Here is a 20,989-nt window from a genome sequence, read left to right as displayed (position 1 = left end):
TTTTGATGAATACTTTAACTAAAAATTAATAACAGTTTCTTTTTTCATAGTTCTAAAAAAGATTAATTTTAGAACTATGAAAAAAGAATTTAAAAAAGGTTTTTATTTTAAGACTTACGAAGCACCGTTTCAGTCTCCGTTTGAAAAACTTTTGGGCATTTTCAAAGAGCTGATCACCCATACTTCGGGCGATTTTGATGAAGCTATAGACTGGCTTCGGGAGTTGGATAAGGAATACAAACTAACCGATAAAAACTACACAATCGATGATTTTATCGAAGATTTAAAAAAGAAAGGCTATATAAAGGACGAAGCCAAACCTGACGGTACAGCTGGTTTTGGTATTACGGCCAAAACAGAACGTGCGATTAGGCAACAAGCCTTAGATCAGATCTTCGGAAATTTGAAACGCTCCGGAAACGGAAATCACAAAACCAAACATGCAGGAAATGGCGATGAACATACCGGAGAATTTCGTGAATTTAATTTTGGCGATGGCTTAGAACGCATTTCGCTGACAGAAAGTCTTCGAAATGCCCAAATTAATAATGGAGTTGAAAGCTTTATGCTGACCGAAAATGATTTGGTTGTCGAAGAAACCCAATTCAAAGCACAAATGAGTACGGTTTTGATGATCGACATCAGTCACAGTATGATTTTGTATGGCGAAGACCGAATCACGCCGGCTAAAAAAGTAGCCATGGCTCTGGCTGAATTAATCACAACTCGCTATCCAAAAGACACTTTAGATATTTTGGTTTTTGGAAACGATGCCTGGACAATTCCAATTAAAGATTTACCGTATTTACAAGTTGGACCTTATCATACCAATACGGTAGCGGGGTTGCAATTGGCTATGGATATTTTACGCAGAAAGCGTAATACCAACAAGCAAATTTTCATGATTACTGATGGAAAACCCAGCTGCGTACGCGAGCGTGATGGTTCGTATTATATGAACAGTAACGGTCTGGACGAATATATTGTAGATAAATGCTACACACAGGCTCAGCAAGCCAGAAAATTGCACATTCCCATTACAACTTTTATGATTGCAAACGATCCGTATTTACAGCGCTTTGTGAATCATTTTACCGAAGCCAATCAGGGAAAAGCATTTTACACGGGACTAAAAGGTTTAGGAGAAATGATTTTTGAAGATTATGAAACGAACAGGAAGAAGAGAGTGCGTTAAATAGGGGCAAAGATTCAGATTAACAAAGGTTCAAAGATTTTAAGTTGACAAGCTGAGCGAAGTCGAAGCGCTTATAAATTGAAATGGTTCCCGAATAAAAATATAACACAAATAAATTGAATTTTAAATCTTTCAATCATTCAGTTTTTAAATAAATAACATGAAAATAGAAAATGTAAATACATTAGGTGAATTAAAAACCTCAGGATATAAAAGTATAGGTATCAAAGATGAATTAAGAAATAATCTTCGTGAGAAAATAAAATCCGGACAGCCTGTTTTTGAAGGGGTTCATGGTTTCGAAAATACCGTAATTCCAGAATTAGAACGTGCTATTTTATCCCGTCATAATATTAATTTATTAGGGCTTCGTGGCCAGGCAAAAACCAGATTGGCGCGTAAAATGATTGAATTATTAGATGAATATATTCCGTTTGTAACAGGTTCTGAAATTAATGACGATCCGCTAAATCCAATTTCGCGTTTTGCAAAAGATTTAATTGATGAAAAAGGAGAAGATACTCCAATTTCATGGCTGCACAGAAGCGAACGTTTCTTTGAAAAATTAGCTACACCGGATGTTACCGTCGCCGATTTAATTGGAGATGTTGACCCAATAAAAGCGGCCAATTTAAAATTATCGTATGCCGATGATCGAGTGATACATTTTGGTATGATTCCGAGAGCGAATCGCTGCATTTTTGTAATCAACGAATTACCCGATTTACAAGCCAGAATTCAGGTAGCTTTATTTAATATTTTGCAGGAAGGCGACATTCAGATTAGAGGTTTTAAGTTACGAATGCCTCTTGATATGCAGTTTATTTTTACAGCTAATCCGGAAGATTATACCAATAGAGGAAGTATTGTAACACCTTTGAAAGACAGAATTGGTTCTCAAATCCTGACGCATTATCCGGAAAGTGTTGCCATTGCGAGAACCATTACAGAGCAGGAGGCCAAATTAGACCAGACACAAAGTGATGTTGTGTATGTACCAAGTCTGGCAAAAGATATTTTGGAGCAAATAAGCTTTGAAGCTCGTGAAAGTGAATACATCGATAATAAAAGCGGTGTGAGTGCCAGAATGAGTATTACGGCTTTTGAGAATTTAATAAGTACCGCTGAGCGTCGTGCCTTAAAAGCCGGAAATGACAAAACTGTTTTGCGTTTGTCTGATTTTATCGGAATCATTCCGGCGATTACCGGAAAGGTGGAATTGGTATATGAAGGAGAGCAGGAGGGAGCAGCTGCCGTGGCACAAAATTTAATTGGTTCTGCTATTAAAACTTTATTTTCAGAATATTTTCCAAAAATAGAAAAATTAGAGAAACCGAATGAAAAAACGCCTTATTCAGATTTAATTGAATGGTTTTTTGCCGAAAGTGGTTTCGAATTGTTAGACGAAGCTTCTGATGCTGAATATCAAACTATTTTAGACGAAGTGACTCCTTTAGATGTTTTGCTAAAAAAACACCAGCCGCAATTAGATAAAAAAGACCAGTATTTCATGAAAGAATTTATTTTATGGGCGTTGGTAGAATATAAAAAATTAAGCAAAGATCGTTTTGCACAAGGACATCAGTTTAAAGATATGTACGGAAGTTATATTAGTAAATTATAAATATAAGAGATTAGATGTAAAAACCCGACAAGTTTTTAAAACCTGTTGGGTTTTTATTTTTTGAAAATAAAGCTATTACCAGTTTTATTTCGTCTATCTTGCTCCGTTGGCTGTATTTGCAGTTTTCCCAAACAATAAATGGAAAATGGTTTCGAAGATTTGATTACAAGTTATATTGAAAACAAAGTTGGAATATCGGAGTGTTTTTTAAGTCCAGAATTAGCAAATCATCTAAAGCAAAATTTACTCGATTTAAATCAGAAAAGCTTATTGATTGCTGCTGGAGTTGGTAATTCGGAAAAGATTTCTTACGATGGTGCCATCAGGAGCGACTCTATATATTGGTTAGACAAAAAGCATAACAATGTTTTTGAAGATGAGTTTTTTGCTCAGATAGATGCTTTTATTTTTTACTTAAATGAAAGCTGTTATACCGGAATTACAGGTTATGAGTTTCACTATTCGTTATATGAAACGGGAGATTTTTATTTGAAACATTTAGATCAGTTTAAAAATAATCCAAGTAGGAAATATTCTATGATCAGTTATCTTAATAGCAATTGGCAGGAAAGTGACGGTGGAGAATTAATGATTCATCAGGAAAATAACAATCAAAAGATTTCCCCAACACAGGGAAAAACTGTTTTCTTTAAAAGTAACGAATTGGTTCATGAAGTTTTGGTAACCCAAAATACCAGGATGAGTATTACAGGCTGGTTGAAAAGTGATTAAAGAGTGAGATTGTTTTTTTCTTCACAATAAAATCATAATATAGGTTTTTGTATTTGTATTTGCATTTCAATTCTTATTTTTGTTAATTATACATTTACGCAATGAAATTACTCATAGTCGAAGACGAACCAAATCTGCTTTCTATTTTGCGCAAAGGATTCGCTGAAAATAACAATGATGTCAGCGTGGCCCTGGATGGAAAAACAGCTTTGGAAATGATTCATAATTACACTTTTGATGTGGTAATTCTGGATGTAATGTTGCCCGATATTAACGGAATAGAAATTTGCAGAAGATTACGGGCAGACAAGAATTTTGTTCCCATTTTACTTTTAACGGCTCTCGGAACTTCAGAAAATATTGTTACAGGTCTTAATGCCGGTGCAGATGATTATTTGGTTAAGCCTTTTAAATTCGGAGAACTTGATGCAAGGGTACATGCATTAAACCGCAGAGCAAATCAGGAAACAGAGAAAGTTGATACCATAATAATTGGTGATTTAGAAATAAACTGTCAGGCGAAAACGGTCAAGCGTGGAGGAGAATCAATTATTTTAACTGCCAAAGAATTCAAATTATTATATTATTTAGCCAAAAACACAGGTAGAATTGTTTCAAGAGATCAGATTTTAGATAATGTCTGGGACATTAATTTTGATATGAATACCAATGTTGTGGATGTTTATATCAATTATTTAAGAAAAAAAATTGATAAACCTTTCAAGACCAAACTGATTCATACCATGAAAGGGTTAGGTTACGTTATACAGCTATAAAATGGATATAAGAAAAAAAATTACTTTTACTTATGTAGCCCTTTCTACCTTTAGTACGTTACTACTGTGTGTTATTGTTTTTGTTTTGTTTCGGGAGAATAACAGGTATCATTTTCTGAAAAGATTAGAAGACAGGGCAAAAATTGTAGCTTCTATTCATTTTCAAAACGATCCTGAAAAAAGTAAATATTATAGTGACCTTAAAAAAAATGGGCTGGAAGAACTTATCGAAGAGGAAGAATATGTCCTAAAAATAAACAGCGCCAATAGCTTTGATTATAATACAAAGCTAAATTTACCAAATGCGTTTTATACCAATATTTTAAGTACCGGAAAAGATTATTTCGAAATCAACAGCAAGTATTACTTGGGTCAGGTTTTTACAGAAGACAGCCAAAAATATATTGTAATTGTGGGTGCAAGAGATCGTAGAGGAAAAACAACAACAATTTATATTGCTAAAATATTAATTTTTGGAGGTATAGGTTTTGTAATTCTGGCTTTCCTTTTTGGCAGAATATTAGCAAAAAAAGTTATCAATCCGGTAGCGAGAATTACTAAAGAGGTAAACAGAATTAGTGCTTCAAATCTTCATAACAGATTACCTGAAGTTAAAAACTCAGACGAAATTTCAGATCTTACATACACTTTTAATGATATGTTAGATCGTTTGGAAACTTCATTTGAAATTCAGGCTAACTTTATCAATAATGCCTCCCACGAATTAAAAACCCCAATTACAACTATTATTGCCGAGTCTGAAATTATGCTTTTAAAAGAAAGAGCCGTTCCGGAATATATTGAATCCTTAGGAAATATTTACAGTCAGGCTTCAAAATTAGGAAATCTAACAGAAAGCTTATTAAAATTAACTCAAACAGGTTACGATGGTAAAAAACAAGTACAGGATATTGCCAGAATAGATGAATTATTATTAGATGTAAAATCAGATCTGGATAAAATTTATCCAGATAACCGGGTAACTGTCAAACTTAATTTTGCACCCGCAGATTCTAACCTCTTGTTGATTCCGTGTAATAAACCATTATTAGAATTAGCGATAAATAATATTATAACAAACGGAGTAAAGTACTCTGATAATAATGAGGTTTTTGTAACACTCTCTGCCAATGATGAATGGATAAAAATATCAATTAATGATATTGGAATTGGTATTCCGCCAGAAGATATTCCGCATCTTTATGAACCTTTCTTCAGAGGCAAAATTGCAGCCAAATATATTGGATATGGTTTAGGACTTCCGTTGGCTTCTAAAATTATCCGAATGCATGACGGTGAAATACAAGTGCAATCGGAGCAAAACAAAGGGACAATTGTAACTATTGTATTTAAGAAAGAAAATTCCAAAAAAGGCAATATTAAAAATTCTAATGTTGAATCTTAGTAAATTCTAATCTTACATTAAGCCTTCTCTAATTTACAGAATGTTATTTTGTATGTATAAACGAAACAATTATACATATGAAAAATTTCCTTATACCCACTACTTTTGAAATTGATACCATTAGTGCTGTAAAATCGGCAATTAATCAGGCAAAAAACACCAATTGCGAGATAATTTTAATGATGGTTTCTGATACTCCGGATTCTTTTTCTTCTGCACAATTTTTACGTGAGATGAGAACAGAGCTTACTAAAAGCCAGAAAGAAGTTCTTGAAACTTGCCGATATATTATTGAACACACAGCTAATTGTAAATTAAAAGTTCACAATCAATACGGACTTTCTGTTTCTGTTTTTAAAGGTATTATTGATGCTTTTGATGTAAAATTAGTTGTGCTGACTCATTCTTATAAGCAAGAAACAAAACGTATTCATCAGTATTTGGTAAAACTTGCCGGAAACCAAAAATGTCCAATTTTACATTTAGGTACCGAATTAAATGAAGGTGATTTTAATAAAGCGCTTTATATAGAAAATGCCAGTGCCAATATACATGTTAAAGATGTTCAGCAATTTTTAAGTGCTAATTTTTCATTTGAAATTGTAAGCCAAACAGCTCATTTTGATGATGATTACGAGCAATTTGCTCCTTATTTGTCTGAAGCGATTTCAAAGTACAATATCGATTTATTAGTTGAAACCCGTAAAGGCGAAAAAATTAAATTCAAAAAAAGTAAAAAAGAAAATGTAAATGACAGAATGGGGCTTCCGGTACTTTCATTATACGAAGAGCTTGCTTAGTAGTTCTTAGTTCATAGTCTTTAATTAGTGCTGATTGTTATTTTATAAATGGTTACAATTGAGTTAACTTAACTAAGCATTTTTGAGCTACTGTATTTTTTAAGGGAAATAAAAATATAGTTCGAAGATTATTTATCAAATAAAAAAACTAACTACTAAGATTAGGGACTAAAGACTAAGTACTAAAATACTAAGGACTAGTAGTAATTGACTAGATAGCTACAATATTAATTTAAAACCGAAAATATGTTATTAAAGAAAAGAATTCCAATGAAGTATGTGCTCGGGAAAATTAAAGTTGAAATTGGCCTTGTAATGGCTTACACTATATTGTTTGAAATTTTTCATTATTATTTTATTAATCTTCCAGTAGATATTCCAATCGCTATTCCCACTATGATTGGAACTATTATATCATTACTGTTAGCTTTTAAATCTAATCAGGCTTACGACAGATGGTGGGAAGCCAGAATCGTATGGGGAGGAATTGTAAATGATTCCAGAACGTTAATTCGTCAGATTCTGACATTTTACAGCGATCCTGATTTTTCTGTTGAGGCAAATGAATTCAAGGAAAATTTCGCCAAGAGACAAATAGCATGGTGTTATAGTTTAGGTCAGTCACTTCGAAATGAAGATGCCATAAAACCACTTAAAGGTTTGTTACGTGAAGAAGAGATAAAGTATATAAAAAATCATCAGAACATACCAAATGCAATTTTAATGCTGCATGCACGTGACCTTCGAAACGCAAAAAATGGCAAACGAATCAACATGTATCAGCAAGTTGAAATTGATAATACATTATCGAGATTATGTGATGAAATGGGTAAATGTGAGCGAATTAAAAATACCATTTTTCCAACAACTTATAGTATGTATATTCGATTAACATTGTGTTTGTTTATTTTGTTACTGCCTTTTGGATTAACAAGTGTATTAAGCTGGTTTGCTATTCCGTTAATTACGGCTATTTCTGCCGCTTTCTTTTTAATCGAAAAAATGGCAATTCATTTGCAGGATCCTTTCGAAAACAGACCTACAGACACGCCTGTTACGACTATTGCAAACACAATTGAAAAAAATATTAAGCAAATGCTGAATGAGTATCAAAGTGAATTTGATATCATCAGTGAATTTGATCTAAAAGAGGAACCAAAAAAAGTGGACAGCAACGCTTATTTTGTTTTATAATTAATTTTTGGTGATTAATTGTTAGCCAGACAACGCAAAATAGTGTTGTCTGGTTTTTTATTTAGGAACTCAGTAATTTTCCTAAAATTTGAATAGATTGTCTTAGTTCATTTGTCCAGGGCAAGCCAAAGCTCAGACGCATGCAATTTGAAAATTGATCCTGGAAAGAAAATATACGTCCGGGAGCAAAACTGATGTTATGTTTCATCGCTAAATGGTAAAATTCGGCGGTATCTATTTTTTTATCCAGCTCTATCCAAAGAAAAAAACCGCCTTGAGGCTGACTTACTTTTGTTCCTTTTGGAAAAGATTCTAAAATTGTATTGATGTAATTACTGCAATTATGATTCAGTATCTGCCGAATTTTACGAAGATGGTTCTCGTATCTTCCGTTTTTCAGAAAATCACCTACAACCTCATGTGTGATGGTAGGCGAGGAGAGTGTATGGTAAATTTTATTACGCAGTATCTGTTTTTTAAATTTTCCCGGCGAAACCCATCCCACACGATAACCCGGAGCAAGCGTTTTAGAAACCGAACTGCAGCAAAGTACAATTCCGCTTTCATCGTAGGTTTTACAATTTGTTGGCCGGCTGGAGCCAAAGTACAAATCGCCGTGAATGTCATCCTCAATTAGCGGAATATTGTAAAACTCCATCAATTTAACAACCTCTTTTTTATGTTCAACAGGCATCATACTTCCGGATGGATTACTAAAATTGCTCATCAGTAAGCAAAGTTTTATCTTTTTAGACGAAAGAGCTTTTTTTAGCGCCTCTAATTCTATTCCGGTAGTCATATTAGTAGGCAATTCCATGATGTACAAACCTAATGACTTAGCCAATTGCAAGATTCCAAAATAAACAGGACTTTCTGTAATAATAGTATCTCCTGGTTGGGTTAACGTCATTAAACAGTGCGACATGGCACTTGTACAGCCGGGCATCGTAATGATATCTTCTTCAGTTAATGATCCTCCCCATGTAAATGACCATCTGGCAATTTCCCGTCTTAGATTCGGATTGCCTTTTACCTGTTCATAACTGGTTCCGCTATTAGGAAGCTGCCGCATGGCCTGAAGCATTCCTTTGTTTAATTTAGCAATAGGGAGAAGCTCGTTTGACGGAAAACCTAATGAAAGCATCGTAATATTTGGATCAGTCATATTACCGTAAACCTGATCGATTAAATCTTCACGGTCAATATTGGCACATTTTAAAATAGGACTGCTTGGAGACGGTTCAGGAATTGTTCTGGCCGAAATATTACTCACATAATAACCAGATTGGGGTCTTGATTCGATTAAGGAACGGCTTTCAATTTCATAATAAGCCTTGCTTACGGTACTCATGCTGTAACCCGTTTCTGCACACGCTTCCCGGATTGAAGGCAGTTTGTCACCCACATTTAAAACACCGGATTTAATTTGTTTTTCAATTCGGTTGGCGAATTGCAGATATAAAAAATTTGAATTTTTCATATTAAGTTACTATTTATCAGTTTTTTATTAGGAATTACAATAATTAGATAAAAAAAACTGTTATGGTGCAATTTACAAAAACTGTATCTGTATTGCTGTTTTATTTTTAAGAAATTTGCTTCATCAGATTAACCAAAAATAAGTTCCATGAAAACTACAAAATATTATGCTGCAGCCATTACGGCGTACACCATCTGGGGATTTTTTAGTCTTGTACTAAAACCAATACATGAATATGCTTCACTGGATATTCTATTTTTTCGTGTTTTTAGCTGTAGTGTTTTAATGTTATTGATTGCTTTTGCCTTCAAAAGAAAAAAGATAAAAGAATCAATAGAAATTTTTAAGGCTCTATCTCCTTCAGAAAAAAGAAAAACAGTATTGTTGAACATCGGCGGAAGTTTTTTTCTAATGGCCAACTGGTTTACTTTTATTTATGTAATGAATCATGTGAGTGTAAAAGCAACTTCGCTCGCGTATTTGGTTTGTCCAATCTTAACTACTTTGCTGGCTTATTTTATTTTGCATGAAAAATTGAAAAAAACACAATGGCTAGCAGTTGGATTAAGTATTTCAGGTTGCTTGCTATTATCATATGCCGATATTATGGATATGTTTTTTAGTGTCATTATCGGATTAACATACGCCAGTTATTTAGTAAGTCAGCGTGTTAACAATGGTTTCGATAAGTTTATTATTCTTACATTTCATATTACATTGGCTGCCTTGTTTTTATTGCCGTTTTATCCGGTATATAGTGGTCCTGTTCCAACAGAATTTACATTTTATTTTTGTATTGAAACAATCGCCATATTTTTTACGATTATACCGCTGTTTTTAAATTTGTATGCCTTATCGGGAATCAATTCTTCAACAGTTGGAATGTTATTGAATATTAATCCAATGATTGCTTTTGCATTGGCTTGTTTTGTTTATAAAGAAAAAATTACGCCACTACAAATTTTCGCATATAGTATTATTTTTCTGGCTGTACTGGTTTTCAATTCACATCATCTCTTTTCCCTTAAACAAAAAAGAATGCTTTCTGTTAAAAATTAAAAAAATAAAGGTATTAAAAATTTGCCCTGAGCATTTTCATTAATTTCAGGGCTTCTTTTGAATGACTTTAAACACTATTTTTGTACTTAAAAAATAATTATATGTTGTTTCTGATTTTAAGTATTATTTGCAGTGTAACTGTTGGTGTGATTTTTAAAATAAACCGCCATTATAATTGTAATCCTGTTCAGATCATTACTTTTAATTATGTATTTGCACTCTTATTTTGCTATTTTACTTTTACCCCAAATCTGGATGAGGTTACAGCAAATGCTCCCTGGAATATATATTTAAGTGTTGGTATTTTACTGCCTGTTGTTTTTCTTTTTTTAGCAGCTTCGATCAAACACATGGGAATAGTAAAAACAGATGCCGCACAGCGGTTATCGCTTTTTATTCCTATACTGGCTGCGTGGTTTATTTTTAAGGAAGAATTTAATTTTTATAAAGTAATTGGTCTTGTCATTGGCTTTCTTGCGCTTTTACTTATTTTAAGAAAACCCTCCGAAAACGAACAGAATAAGTGGTTTTATCCTGCGTTTGTTTTATTAGGTTTTGGTTTAATCGATATCCTTTTTAAACAAATTGCACTTTACAGTACTTTACCGTATACGACTTCTTTATTTGTAGTTTTTGATATTGCTTTGGCAGTTTCTTTATTTATTGTGATTTATAATACTCTTCTGAAAAAAGTAAAACTGGAATCTAAAAACATACTTTTCGGAGGATTGGTCGGAATTTTTAATTTCGGAAATATATTGTTTTACCTCAAAGCGCATCAGACATTTTCTGAAAACCCATCGACTGTTTTTGCCGGAATGAATATGGGCGTTATTGTTTTGGGAAGCCTTGTTGGAGTCTTTTTTTTCAAAGAGAAGTTATCCAAAATGAATTTTTTTGGTATTATTTTGGCCTTAATTGCAATTGTTTTTATTGTTTTATCACAGATTAATTAAGAAGTATTAATTATATCGTTTTAATAGCCATAATTTTTTCCTCAAACGTATCTTTAAAGTCTGATTTGCTTTTGATTCTGGTTTTGTACGTATAGATTGTAGCTACAGAAAGCTCCAGAAATTCTGCCATTTGGCTGCTGTCCTGAATTCCTAATCTATAAAGAGCAAAAATGCGGAGTTCTGTGTTTAAAAGTTCTCCTTTTTTTACAATGGATTTATGGTCATTCGGAAACAAATGATTAAAATCGGTTACAAAAGTTGGGAATAATTTTAGAAAGATTTCATCAAATTGGTGAAATAGATTTTCGCGTTCTTCCTTTACATTATAGCGTTTTAAACTCGCAATAACTTCATCTGTTTTCTTTGTAATTATTTTATGAAGTGTACTTTTCTGAATATGATCTATTTTATTAATGAAGGCAGATGTTGCCTTAATAAAATAGGTAATGTATTCTTCCTTGATTTTATTGGCCTCACTTAAACTAACATTCATTTCCTGCAGTTGCGCATATGAAGAAGCCATAATTTTTCGGGCTTTATTTCGCTCTTTTAATTGCTTGAAAATAATAATTAGAAATAAAATAATAATAACTGTAAGAATCGTCAGTAAAATAATGATGTTTTCGAGTTTATCATTTTTGTCTTTTACATTATTCAATTGTGCTTTTTCGATAATTGGTAATATTGACGAAATTTCAATTTTTCGGTGTCTGGCGTTATAAAAAGTAGCATCATCCATTGCAATGTTTATGTACTCATTAGCTTTGTCCAAATAACCCATTTTAAAGAGTTCGTTGGCCAGATTTCGAAGTGCAACAGTTTCTTTTGTAGCATTTTTGACATCAGCAATAGCCGCAAGTGCAAGATAATAAATGGCTTTTTTGGTATATCCTCTTTCCGAATAAATATAACCAAGGCTCGAAGTTGCGATACCGTAATAATCTGATGGTAATTTGTAATTGTTAATCCAGTAGCTAAAAGCAAATTCGGCGCCACGCCAATCTTGTTGTTTTAAGCGTTTTAAACTTTCGGCAGCCCAATATTCATTAGTGTTTGTGCCAATTATTTCTAACGCTTTTTTCAGAAAATGATTTCCCTGCTGAACATAATGAATATTAAAACGCTGATCTTTATTATAATCAGCAAGATCATAATAAGCACGGGCTTTTATGGAATAATATTCGAATTTATTCTTTTGATCGAGTTTTTTGTCTTCGATGATATTTAGCGTATCAATAGCTTCTTTAAACAATCCGGATGAGAGCAGTACGAAACCTTCTTTAATTCGGCTTTTAGCCAAAAACTCAGGATCTTTCAAAACAATGGCCTTGATTTTGGCTTCTTCCAAATAATAATAAGCCGAGTCATATTTAAAAGACTTATACTCGTCAAACAATAACATGTAAGTGTTATACAGTTGTTTATTGTTTTGACTTAAGGTGAATTTTGAAACGTCTTTTTTTAAGGCTGCAATTTTATGATATTTATTTTTTAAGTACACTTCTTTTTTAAGAAGCACTTTATCTAATTCTTCCAGAATAGGATTTGTCTCTTTCGCAGCGAGAGAAAAACCTGCAATGAAAAAATACAGAATCAATATTCTTCGCATGGTTATGTTTTGGTTAGGGTAAAAGTTAGTTTTTAATTTCTTTGATTAATTCTTTTTAATTAAGAAATAATTTTAAAAGAGTTGACAATTGAGCAACTTTAAAATTAGCATTTTGTATTTGAAATGTATGATTTATACAATCAAATCGCCTCTAAATGTTAAAAGTAGTTTAATAATTTGCAATTATACAATAAAAAGCAATTATATATATGTATAGCGAAAAAAATGTAGGGTAAAATTTCAATATTGCTATTATTTCCATTAATTACATGGCAATTTTTGTCTAAACAACGTCTTGATTTTTTTAATTATAAATATATTTTAAAGCTTTGATAATAAATAAGTTAACTTATGAATGTTTTGTTTTTTATCTTGATTTTTCTCAGATATTTTTTTTATGATTTATTTAACTTATAGTTTCGTTCTGTTCTTAATGGAACAAAAAACTAACAAAACAAACCACAAATTTATGAAATGTAAAAGTATTTATTGGTTAGCTGTTGTAATGTGTTTCATGGCCATTAGTTGTGATAATACAGAAGACGGAAGCTATGTTGATCCAATTACCCTTTATGAGAAAATAAACGGAAATTGGGGATTAACAAATTTGAAAATGGTTGATGAATCTGCAAAGGCAAATGCCATCGAACCGAATGAACAAAACTTGAGTACTTATTTTAACTATGAAGATTTTAAAATCAAATTCAACGTAGATGAAAAAATGAATCCAACAAGTTATGAAGTTCTTGGAGATGTTCCTCCATTATTTGCTCCAACAGGATTTTGGACATTAAGTTCAGATTTTCAGCAAACTAATGCAAGCGGCCCGGTACGAATTTATTTGTACAGCAACGCTCAGAAAACGCAAAAAACAGACGAACTCAGACTGATTTCAGTCCCGGGAAACAGCGAAGAGATGGAACTTCAATTAGTTCATTCTTCAGGGGGGATTGCATTTGTGTCTTATGTATTCAAATTAACTGCTATTAATTAAAAGTATGAAAAAAATTATATACACCATTTTACTTGCCCTTTTGATGGCTCCTAATTTTATTCAGGCGCAAGAAACTACGGGAGCTGTAGGCGCAATGTCATCATTTCCGGTAGTGTACAAATATGATGAACAGGTTACCTGGTATTTTGATCTTGCAGGAACTACTTTTCTGGAAAACGAAGATCTTTATATCTGGATTTGGTCGCCATCAGAACCGGATGCTGGCAATTGGGAAAACTCTTCTAATTTTGCAAAACTGCATTATGAAGGCAATAAAATGTGGAGTTTTACTTTAACTCCAACCACATATTTTTCTAAAACTCCCGCAGAAATAGCGGCAAGCGCAGGATTTTGGTTTCGTTTAAAAAATAAAAACGGATCAAAACAAAGCGAAGTTGCTAATATGCCTTATACTGATTTCTCATCCTTTTATACTGCAAATGAGTTAATCAAAGCGTATCCAACAAAACCTACTCTGGACAAACCGGTAAGTATTTTATTTAATGCCAATCTCGCTCCGGGTTTTGCAGGCGCTACAAGTGTATACATTCATAGCGGATTGAATGATTGGGATTTGAAACAGGAATACCAATCATGGCTGCCGGATATTGTAGAAAAAACAAAATTAAAAGATTTAGGAAATGGTTTTTATAAAATGGATTTAGTTCCTAAAACTTACTACAATGCACCCGACGGTTATGTAATGGAAAACTTAGTTTTCCTCATGGTAAAAGACGACTGGGCAGGAACAACTCCGGATCAGATACTTTACGCTGGAGCTTATGAACCGCCACCAGCACCGGTATTTGGTTTTTTCCCTTTACAAATTAGTCAAAAAGATTTTCTGGGGATGTACAGAAAAAATAATGAACCCGGCGTAAACAAATTAATCTACACCATTACAGCCGGAAGCAAAGTAATTGAAGGAGAGTTTACAGGAGGAGTTGCTGAAATAAAAGGATTTGTGAATTTGGTTTCAGAGCTTCATGGAATACTGAATTTAAATGAAATTCACGTTTTGGTAAAAGATAATAAGGATAAAACCATTTCAGATACCTCGATTCCACTTAAAACTTTAGACAAATAATCACTATCAAACTAAACACCAATTCTAATGATGAATAGTAAAAATAAAAAAATAGTCCTGCATGCAATGTGGACTACTAAATCGATGGTATTCATGATTATCATGCTTTTTCTTTCGGCAGGAATATTTGCTCAGGGAAAAAAGAAGATATCAGGTACCGTTTATGATAATACAGGAAGTGTTTTGCCCGGAGCTTCGGTAATTGAAGTGGGTACAAAAAATGCTACCTCTACAGATTTTGATGGAAAATTCATGCTGGATGTAGCCGTAGGAGGTGCTATCGAAGTATCCTTTATAGGAGCCACAACTCAAATGGTTCAGATCACTTCAGCCTCTTCCAATATCGATGTTCGCCTGCAAAATGACGGTTATCAGCTAGCCGAAGTTCAGGTTGTTGCTGTAGGATATGGAACTCAAAAGAAGTCAGATTTAACAGGAGCAATTTCAACAGTTAATGCAGATGATCTGGTTAAAGGAACAATTTCTTCAACAGAACAGGTTTTACAGGGAAAAGTTGCTGGATTGAATGTTATTCGTCCTTCGGGAGATCCAGCTGCAGGTTCTACTTTACGCTTACGCGGAGGAACATCATTAACCGCAAGCAACAGTCCGCTTATAGTAATAGACGGAATTGCAGGAGTGGATATTAACGTCGTTCAGCCTTCGGATATTAAATCGGTAGATATACTTAAAGATGCTTCGGCAACAGCCATATATGGTTCAAGAGGAGCAAACGGAGTTATTATTATCACAACAAAATCAGGGACAAAGGGGGTTTCTGTTACCTATAGCGGCTTATCGAGTTTTGGCTATGTGGCTGACAATCTAGATCTTTTATCTGCCAATCAATGGAGAGGTTATGTGCGCCAAACCGAAAATATGGATGCTGTTGATTATGGTGGAAATACCAACTGGCAAAAAGAATTAGAACAAACAGCGGTTTCGCAATCACATACCTTAAGCATTAATTCCGGTAAGACAGACAGCGGTTTCAGAGCTTCGCTTTCGTATTTAAATAATGAAGGCGTTATCAAAACCACAGGTCTTGAAAGAGTAAGCGGAAATGTTAGTGCATATCAATACCTTGGAGATAATAAGGATATAAAATTTGATATGGGTTTATTTGCTAATATAGATAAGTGGCATCCGCTTGATTATAGAATTTTTGAACGCTCTTATAATTTGAATCCAACAATTCCGGTTTATGATGCAAATGGAGATTTTTCTTCGGTTGGAGGAAATATCTACGAAAATCCGGTTGAAATTTTAACCAACAGAACAGTAGATAACAAAAGACACAGACTTTTAGGATATTTTAAAACTGAGGTTAAATTTTTGAACGACTTTCAGGCTGTAGCAAATATTTCATTAGAGCATAATGCCGTTCAGGGAAATACTTATAAACCATCTTATGCTGTTCTGGAAGGAAGAACGGAAGGCGGTTATGCACAAAAAACCTACGCAGAGTATACTAATGCTCAGGGCGAATTGTATGTAAATTATACTAAAGTTATCGATAAACATAATATCAGTGCACTTGCAGGATATTCATACCTTGAAAATATTTACGAAGGTTTTGGCGCACAAAGAAGCGGTTTTGTAACAGATGCTTTTAGCTATAACAATTTAGGTGCGGGTTACAATTATCGTTTGGGTGATGTGTATTCATACAAAGGAAAATCAAATTTAGTTTCGTTTTATGCTCGTGCGAATTATGGTTATGATGGAAAATATTTGCTTACTGCAACTGTAAGACGTGATGGTTCAAGCCGTTTTGGAGAAAATAATAAATGGGGAACTTTCCCGTCTGCATCCGCTGCGTGGAGAATTTCTAATGAAGATTTTATGTCTTCGACAAAAGAATGGTTAGGTAATTTGAAACTAAGAGTGGGGTATGGAGTTACAGGTAATCAGGACGGAATTGGTGAATACAAGTCACTTTCGATTTTAGGAGTAGGAAATGACAGCTACTACGATCCGGTTACGCAAACCTGGAGCTTGGCTTATTCTCCAAAACAAAACCCAAATCCTGATTTGAAATGGGAATCGACAGAACAATTAAATATTGGTATAGATTTTAGTTTATTTAACAGAATTACAGGTTCATTAGAATGGTATTCTAAAACCACAAGCGATTTATTATATACGTATGAAGTGCCGCAGCCACCTTATTTAGTAGGAACAATGCTGGCAAACGTAGGTGAAATGTCTAATAAAGGTGTTGAACTTACTTTGAATGCAGATATAATTAAGGGAGATAAATTTTCATGGGATGCAAATTTAACTCTAGGACATAACATTCAAAAAATCGAAAAGTTATCCAACACGACTTATGAAACTGATATAATCTACAGCGGGTCTTTACACGGATTAGCGGGTATGTCAGGACAATATTCTCAAATTATTGCCGAGGGTTATCCAGTTGGAACTTTTTGGGGGTTCCAAAGTGCAGGACTTGATAGCGATGGAAAAATGTTATACTACAATGCTGCAGGAGATAAAGTTTCTGATAATGCCTTAATTGATGCAGATAAAAAAGATTTAGGAAACATTCAACCGGATTTAACATTAGGTCTCGGAATGAATTTTACTTACGGAAAATTTGATCTTGGTATTTCAGGATATGGAATGTTTGGCCAAAAAGCACTGAATGCGACAAACATGATGTTGAATGATCCTAACAGATTGCCGGCTTTCAATGTTCCGGATGATTTCTTAAATAGCGAAATCACTTCGGCACCAAAATATTCAAGTTATTGGATAGAAGATGCTTCTTTCTTCAGACTTCAGACCGTTTCTTTTGGATATAATTTGCCTTTAAAATACAAAAGCTCAAAATTGAGAGTATATGTGATGGGAGAAAATCTTGCAGTCTTTACAAGTTATAAAGGTATTGATCCGGAAATTGGCTTAAATGCACAGGATGGGGTAGATCAAACCGGTTTAGCAGCTCCCGGAATCGATAAGTACAATAATTATCCTCGCCCAACAACGTTTTCGGTTGGATTAAATTTTACGCTAAATAACTAAGCGAATTAACTCAAAAATATAAAAAATGAAAATCAAAATAACAGCAGCAATATTGATGAGCATGCTTTTTACGATATCATGTACAGATTTAAGTGAAGATTTGTATGATAGGGTAGAAGACGGAAACTTCGGAAATACTTCAAAAGAAATTGATGCACTTGTAGGTGGAGCATATTCGTCATTAAGAGGATTTGCAGATGGAATATCAAACAATTATCCAACTTGCGAATATGTTTTCTTTTTAAATGAAACCGTTTCAGATGAAGCTACGATTCCAACCAGAGGAACAAACTGGTATGATGGCGGACAATATCAGGATGCACAAAAACATACCTGGAAAGCAGATAACCGTATGATTCTTTCGGCCTGGCGTTATAACTATACCGGAATTGCCAAAATCAATTCGATCATTTATCAAATCGATAAATCATCATTGACAGATCAGGCTAAAGCACCTATTTATGCTGAATTAAAAGCGTTGAGAGCGTATTATTATTACAACCTTTTGGACTTATTCGGGAATGTACCAATTGTAGTAAATTTTGAAGATACTTCGTTACCTTCAAATTCGACGAGAAAGCAAGTATATGATTTTGTGGAGAAAGAATTGCTGGATGCGCTTCCTTATCTAAGTTCAAATGTAGTATATTCTAAATTTACCAAAAATGTTGCTTATTCAGTATTGGCAAGATTGTATTTAAATTCACAAGCATTCATTGGTACAGCACGCTGGCAGGATTGTATCGATATGTGTCAAAAGGTAACAGGATACACTTTAGCACCGGATTTCTTTGCCAATTTTGCAACCGATAATCAAAAGTCACCAGAAATTATTTTTGCAATTCCTTATGATTCAAAAGCAGGGACTGTTGGAAATTATATGAGTTCAATGTCTTGTCATTATCTGCATAAATTAACGCTTTCTGCTATTGGAGATTATCCTTGGAGTGCCAACGGAATGTGCGCTCAGCCTGGAGTTTACTCTGCTTTTGAAGATACAGATAAGAGAAAAAAATGTATGGTTGCCGGAGACCAGATCAACATTGCAACCGGACAGGTTATTATGATGGATAATGGAGAACCTCTTACTTATACTGAAGAGGTGAGCAGTGTGGCAGATGCCAAAGAAAATCAAGGCATCCGTTTAGGAAAATATGAAATGAAAGCAGGAGAAATGTGGGAACGTGATCATGACCTTGTTATTATTCGCTATGCCGAAATTTTAATGATGCAGGCCGAATGTTACGTTCGTTTAGGGGCTTCAGATTTGGCAAAACCTTTTCTGCAACAAGTTACATTGCGAGCCGGAGCAGAAATGCCAGCCACGATCGATCTTGATTTTATAGATCAGGAATTGCTGAGAGAATTTACTTTTGAAGGAAGAAGAAGAACAGATAATATTCGTTTTGGAACTTTCTTTGAGTCATGGTGGGAAAAAGGAGCAACAGAAACATACAGAGCAATTTTTCCAATTCCAAGCACTGTTTTAACGACAAATAAAAACCTGAATCAGAATCCTGGTTATCCTGTAAATTAGGTTATTGATGTCAGTCTTCTATGTTGGTTAGTCGTAGAAGACTGACATGTTTTATTTTTTTTAAATACATAGAAACATAAATTTTACATTTAGAAATTAATAAAATAGATAATAAAAAAACTAGTTTATTACACATAACTATATCTTTTAGTACAAGTAAAACGATTTTTTGCACGATGTGAATTATGTATCTATGTGTTTAAATAATTGCAAAAAGTGAATTGGAAAAGCATTCCATATTCTATAAAAAAATGAATCTATATGAAAAGATATATCACATTATTGTTTTTTGGGATTATGAATATTTTAATCGCTGCCAGCTGTAGCAACGATGATAAAGGTTCAGATAAACCCATAGAACCAGAAACAGTTGCGCCTGTTGCGATTGAAAAAACAAATAGCACCAAAATTTACGTGCATTACATGCCCTGGTTTGAAACCAACGAAAGCAGTACCGACAAAAAATGGGGATATCACTGGACAATGGCCAACAAAAATCCGAACACGATAGACGCCAACAATCGCAGAGAAATTGCTTCCTATTATTATCCACTAATTGGGCCTTACCATTCGGGAGATAAAAATGTGATCGAAAATCATTTATTGTTGATGAAATACGCAGGAATTGACGGTGTTTTAATCGATTGGTATGGCACTTATGATGTTAACGATTATAGAATGGTCAAAGAAAATACGGAGCAGTTAATTGCAATGTTAGAAAAAGTTGGACTGGACTATGCCATTGTTTATGAAGACAGAGTAACAACAAATGTTGTGAATGCCGGAAAAGCAATTTCTGTAACCAGTGCAGCCAAAACCGATCTGGCCTATTTGGAGAAAAATTATTTTGATGATGTAAATTACATCAAAATAAACGGAAAGCCATTGTTGTTGAATTTCGGTCCAATTGTATTGCAGACTCCAGCAGAATGGACAAACATTTTTAATACGTTAACCACAAAACCTACATTTATAACGCTGTGGGATCAGTCGGTAGAAGCGGGAACAAATGCTTCAGGAGAATATGCCTGGGTTTATAAAGACAATTCTTTTCTGACGAATTTTTATACCAATACAAAACCAAAACTAAATGTTGCAATAGGAAGTGCTTATCCAGGTTTTAAAGATTTTTATGCAGCAGGAGGAAGCGGAGCAGCTATTGGCTGGACAATCGAGCATAACAACGGCATTACGCTTGATGAAACACTTGCATTAGCTAAAAATGCAAACCTAAACTATTTGCAATTAATTACATGGAATGACTTTGGCGAGGGGACTATGTTTGAACCAACGGTAGAATTTGGCTACACGTATATCGAAAAAGTAAAAACGTTTGCGGGAGTAAAAAATACCGAATCTGTTTTCCCTGAAATCAGTAAAATGTATACTTTAAGAATTGAGAAGAAAGGCAATGCCGATGCCCAGAAAAAATTAGATCAGGCTTTTAATTATTTTGTTTCTGCTCAGCCCGAAAAAGCAAAACAATTGATAACTGAAATTAAATAGAGAGT

16 protein-coding genes are annotated in these 20,989 nt (G+C 33.9%); 14 read left to right on the top strand and 2 right to left on the bottom strand.

All coding sequences use genetic code 11. From position 1 onward, the window contains the following. The first annotated feature begins 76 nt into the window (after positions 1 to 76). The 7 genes from ACEN2I_RS09470 (at position 77) to ACEN2I_RS09440 (ending at position 7,726) form a co-directional block, all read left to right on the top strand. The gene (locus ACEN2I_RS09470; protein ID WP_441765859.1) at positions 77 to 1,195 is read left to right on the top strand and encodes a vWA domain-containing protein; all 1,119 of its coding nucleotides are present in this window, start codon (positions 77 to 79) and stop codon (positions 1,193 to 1,195) included. A 160-nt stretch (positions 1,196 to 1,355) separates the two neighbouring features. Beyond that, on the top strand, positions 1,356 to 2,819 hold the full coding sequence (locus ACEN2I_RS09465) for an AAA family ATPase (protein ID WP_441765858.1): 1,464 nt from the start codon (positions 1,356 to 1,358) through the stop codon (positions 2,817 to 2,819). A 138-nt stretch (positions 2,820 to 2,957) separates the two neighbouring features. Beyond that, positions 2,958 to 3,551 (top strand): 2OG-Fe(II) oxygenase, encoded by a 594-nt coding sequence (locus ACEN2I_RS09460; protein WP_441765857.1) that lies wholly within the window; start codon positions 2,958 to 2,960, stop codon positions 3,549 to 3,551. A gap of 101 nt (positions 3,552 to 3,652) precedes the next feature. Then, on the top strand, positions 3,653 to 4,327 hold the full coding sequence (locus ACEN2I_RS09455) for a response regulator transcription factor (RefSeq protein WP_441765856.1): 675 nt from the start codon (positions 3,653 to 3,655) through the stop codon (positions 4,325 to 4,327). Position 4,328: 1 nt separating this feature from the next. Next, positions 4,329 to 5,732 carry a HAMP domain-containing sensor histidine kinase gene (locus ACEN2I_RS09450; protein WP_441765855.1) on the top strand — a complete coding sequence of 468 codons (1,404 nt, stop codon included), beginning with the start codon at positions 4,329 to 4,331 and terminating at the stop codon, positions 5,730 to 5,732. Positions 5,733 to 5,809: 77 nt separating this feature from the next. Next, a complete protein-coding gene (locus ACEN2I_RS09445; RefSeq protein ID WP_441765854.1) occupies positions 5,810 to 6,532 on the top strand; it encodes a universal stress protein in 723 nt (240 codons plus the stop codon). Between the two features lie 246 nt (positions 6,533 to 6,778). Continuing rightward, positions 6,779 to 7,726: a bestrophin family protein gene (locus ACEN2I_RS09440; RefSeq protein ID WP_441765853.1), complete on the top strand. Its 948-nt coding sequence runs from the start codon at positions 6,779 to 6,781 to the stop codon at positions 7,724 to 7,726. A gap of 61 nt (positions 7,727 to 7,787) precedes the next feature. On the opposite strand, the gene ACEN2I_RS09435 is transcribed toward ACEN2I_RS09440, so the two are convergent. Further along, positions 7,788 to 9,206 carry an aminotransferase-like domain-containing protein gene (locus tag ACEN2I_RS09435; RefSeq protein WP_441765852.1) on the bottom strand — a complete coding sequence of 473 codons (1,419 nt, stop codon included), beginning with the start codon at positions 9,204 to 9,206 and terminating at the stop codon, positions 7,788 to 7,790. A 147-nt stretch (positions 9,207 to 9,353) separates the two neighbouring features. On the opposite strand from ACEN2I_RS09435, the gene ACEN2I_RS09430 reads away from it, so the two are divergent. Both ACEN2I_RS09430 and ACEN2I_RS09425 read left to right on the top strand, forming a co-directional pair. Next, positions 9,354 to 10,265, top strand: coding sequence for an EamA family transporter (locus ACEN2I_RS09430; protein ID WP_441765851.1), 912 nt, complete (start codon positions 9,354 to 9,356; stop codon positions 10,263 to 10,265). A gap of 101 nt (positions 10,266 to 10,366) precedes the next feature. Further along, positions 10,367 to 11,221 carry an EamA family transporter gene (locus ACEN2I_RS09425; RefSeq protein WP_441765850.1) on the top strand — a complete coding sequence of 285 codons (855 nt, stop codon included), beginning with the start codon at positions 10,367 to 10,369 and terminating at the stop codon, positions 11,219 to 11,221. A gap of 10 nt (positions 11,222 to 11,231) precedes the next feature. On the opposite strand, the gene ACEN2I_RS09420 is transcribed toward ACEN2I_RS09425, so the two are convergent. Next, the gene (locus ACEN2I_RS09420) at positions 11,232 to 12,830 is read right to left on the bottom strand and encodes a DUF6377 domain-containing protein (RefSeq protein WP_441765849.1); all 1,599 of its coding nucleotides are present in this window, start codon (positions 12,828 to 12,830) and stop codon (positions 11,232 to 11,234) included. Between the two features lie 469 nt (positions 12,831 to 13,299). Between ACEN2I_RS09420 and ACEN2I_RS09415 the strand changes: the two genes are divergently transcribed. The 5 genes from ACEN2I_RS09415 (at position 13,300) to ACEN2I_RS09395 (ending at position 20,984) form a co-directional block, all read left to right on the top strand. Further along, on the top strand, positions 13,300 to 13,824 hold the full coding sequence (locus ACEN2I_RS09415; protein ID WP_441765848.1) for a DUF5004 domain-containing protein: 525 nt from the start codon (positions 13,300 to 13,302) through the stop codon (positions 13,822 to 13,824). A 4-nt stretch (positions 13,825 to 13,828) separates the two neighbouring features. Then, the gene (locus ACEN2I_RS09410; protein ID WP_441765847.1) at positions 13,829 to 14,911 is read left to right on the top strand and encodes a hypothetical protein; all 1,083 of its coding nucleotides are present in this window, start codon (positions 13,829 to 13,831) and stop codon (positions 14,909 to 14,911) included. 27 nt (positions 14,912 to 14,938) lie between these two features. Beyond that, positions 14,939 to 17,941 carry a SusC/RagA family TonB-linked outer membrane protein gene (locus tag ACEN2I_RS09405; protein WP_441765846.1) on the top strand — a complete coding sequence of 1,001 codons (3,003 nt, stop codon included), beginning with the start codon at positions 14,939 to 14,941 and terminating at the stop codon, positions 17,939 to 17,941. A 25-nt stretch (positions 17,942 to 17,966) separates the two neighbouring features. After that, the gene (locus ACEN2I_RS09400) at positions 17,967 to 19,478 is read left to right on the top strand and encodes a RagB/SusD family nutrient uptake outer membrane protein (RefSeq protein ID WP_441765845.1); all 1,512 of its coding nucleotides are present in this window, start codon (positions 17,967 to 17,969) and stop codon (positions 19,476 to 19,478) included. Positions 19,479 to 19,739: 261 nt separating this feature from the next. Next, entirely contained in the window at positions 19,740 to 20,984 is a 1,245-nt protein-coding gene (locus ACEN2I_RS09395) for a glycoside hydrolase family 71/99-like protein (RefSeq protein WP_441765844.1), read from the top strand. The last annotated feature ends 5 nt before the right edge of the window (positions 20,985 to 20,989 follow it).

This window comes from Flavobacterium sp. W22_SRS_FK3, assembly GCF_052113665.1.
Taxonomy (GTDB): Bacteria; Bacteroidota; Bacteroidia; order Flavobacteriales; family Flavobacteriaceae; genus Flavobacterium.
The sequence above is the reverse complement of the archived record's forward strand: the minus strand, read 5'-3'. Positions and strand labels throughout refer to the sequence as shown.

Excerpts from the sequence above, each read along its gene's own strand:
- ACEN2I_RS09470 (WP_441765859.1), top strand. The coding sequence starts at position 77 with ATGAAAAAAGAATTTAAAAAAGGTTTTTATTTTAAGACTTACGAAGCA.
- ACEN2I_RS09465 (WP_441765858.1), top strand. The coding sequence starts at position 1,356 with ATGAAAATAGAAAATGTAAATACATTAGGTGAATTAAAAACCTCAGGA.
- ACEN2I_RS09460 (WP_441765857.1), top strand. The coding sequence starts at position 2,958 with ATGGAAAATGGTTTCGAAGATTTGATTACAAGTTATATTGAAAACAAA.
- ACEN2I_RS09455 (WP_441765856.1), top strand. The coding sequence starts at position 3,653 with ATGAAATTACTCATAGTCGAAGACGAACCAAATCTGCTTTCTATTTTG.
- ACEN2I_RS09450 (WP_441765855.1), top strand. The coding sequence starts at position 4,329 with ATGGATATAAGAAAAAAAATTACTTTTACTTATGTAGCCCTTTCTACC.
- ACEN2I_RS09445 (WP_441765854.1), top strand. The coding sequence starts at position 5,810 with ATGAAAAATTTCCTTATACCCACTACTTTTGAAATTGATACCATTAGT.
- ACEN2I_RS09440 (WP_441765853.1), top strand. The coding sequence starts at position 6,779 with ATGTTATTAAAGAAAAGAATTCCAATGAAGTATGTGCTCGGGAAAATT.
- ACEN2I_RS09435 (WP_441765852.1), bottom strand. The coding sequence starts at position 9,206 with ATGAAAAATTCAAATTTTTTATATCTGCAATTCGCCAACCGAATTGAA.
- ACEN2I_RS09430 (WP_441765851.1), top strand. The coding sequence starts at position 9,354 with ATGAAAACTACAAAATATTATGCTGCAGCCATTACGGCGTACACCATC.
- ACEN2I_RS09425 (WP_441765850.1), top strand. The coding sequence starts at position 10,367 with ATGTTGTTTCTGATTTTAAGTATTATTTGCAGTGTAACTGTTGGTGTG.
- ACEN2I_RS09420 (WP_441765849.1), bottom strand. The coding sequence starts at position 12,830 with ATGCGAAGAATATTGATTCTGTATTTTTTCATTGCAGGTTTTTCTCTC.
- ACEN2I_RS09415 (WP_441765848.1), top strand. The coding sequence starts at position 13,300 with ATGAAATGTAAAAGTATTTATTGGTTAGCTGTTGTAATGTGTTTCATG.
- ACEN2I_RS09410 (WP_441765847.1), top strand. The coding sequence starts at position 13,829 with ATGAAAAAAATTATATACACCATTTTACTTGCCCTTTTGATGGCTCCT.
- ACEN2I_RS09405 (WP_441765846.1), top strand. The coding sequence starts at position 14,939 with ATGATGAATAGTAAAAATAAAAAAATAGTCCTGCATGCAATGTGGACT.
- ACEN2I_RS09400 (WP_441765845.1), top strand. The coding sequence starts at position 17,967 with ATGAAAATCAAAATAACAGCAGCAATATTGATGAGCATGCTTTTTACG.
- ACEN2I_RS09395 (WP_441765844.1), top strand. The coding sequence starts at position 19,740 with ATGAAAAGATATATCACATTATTGTTTTTTGGGATTATGAATATTTTA.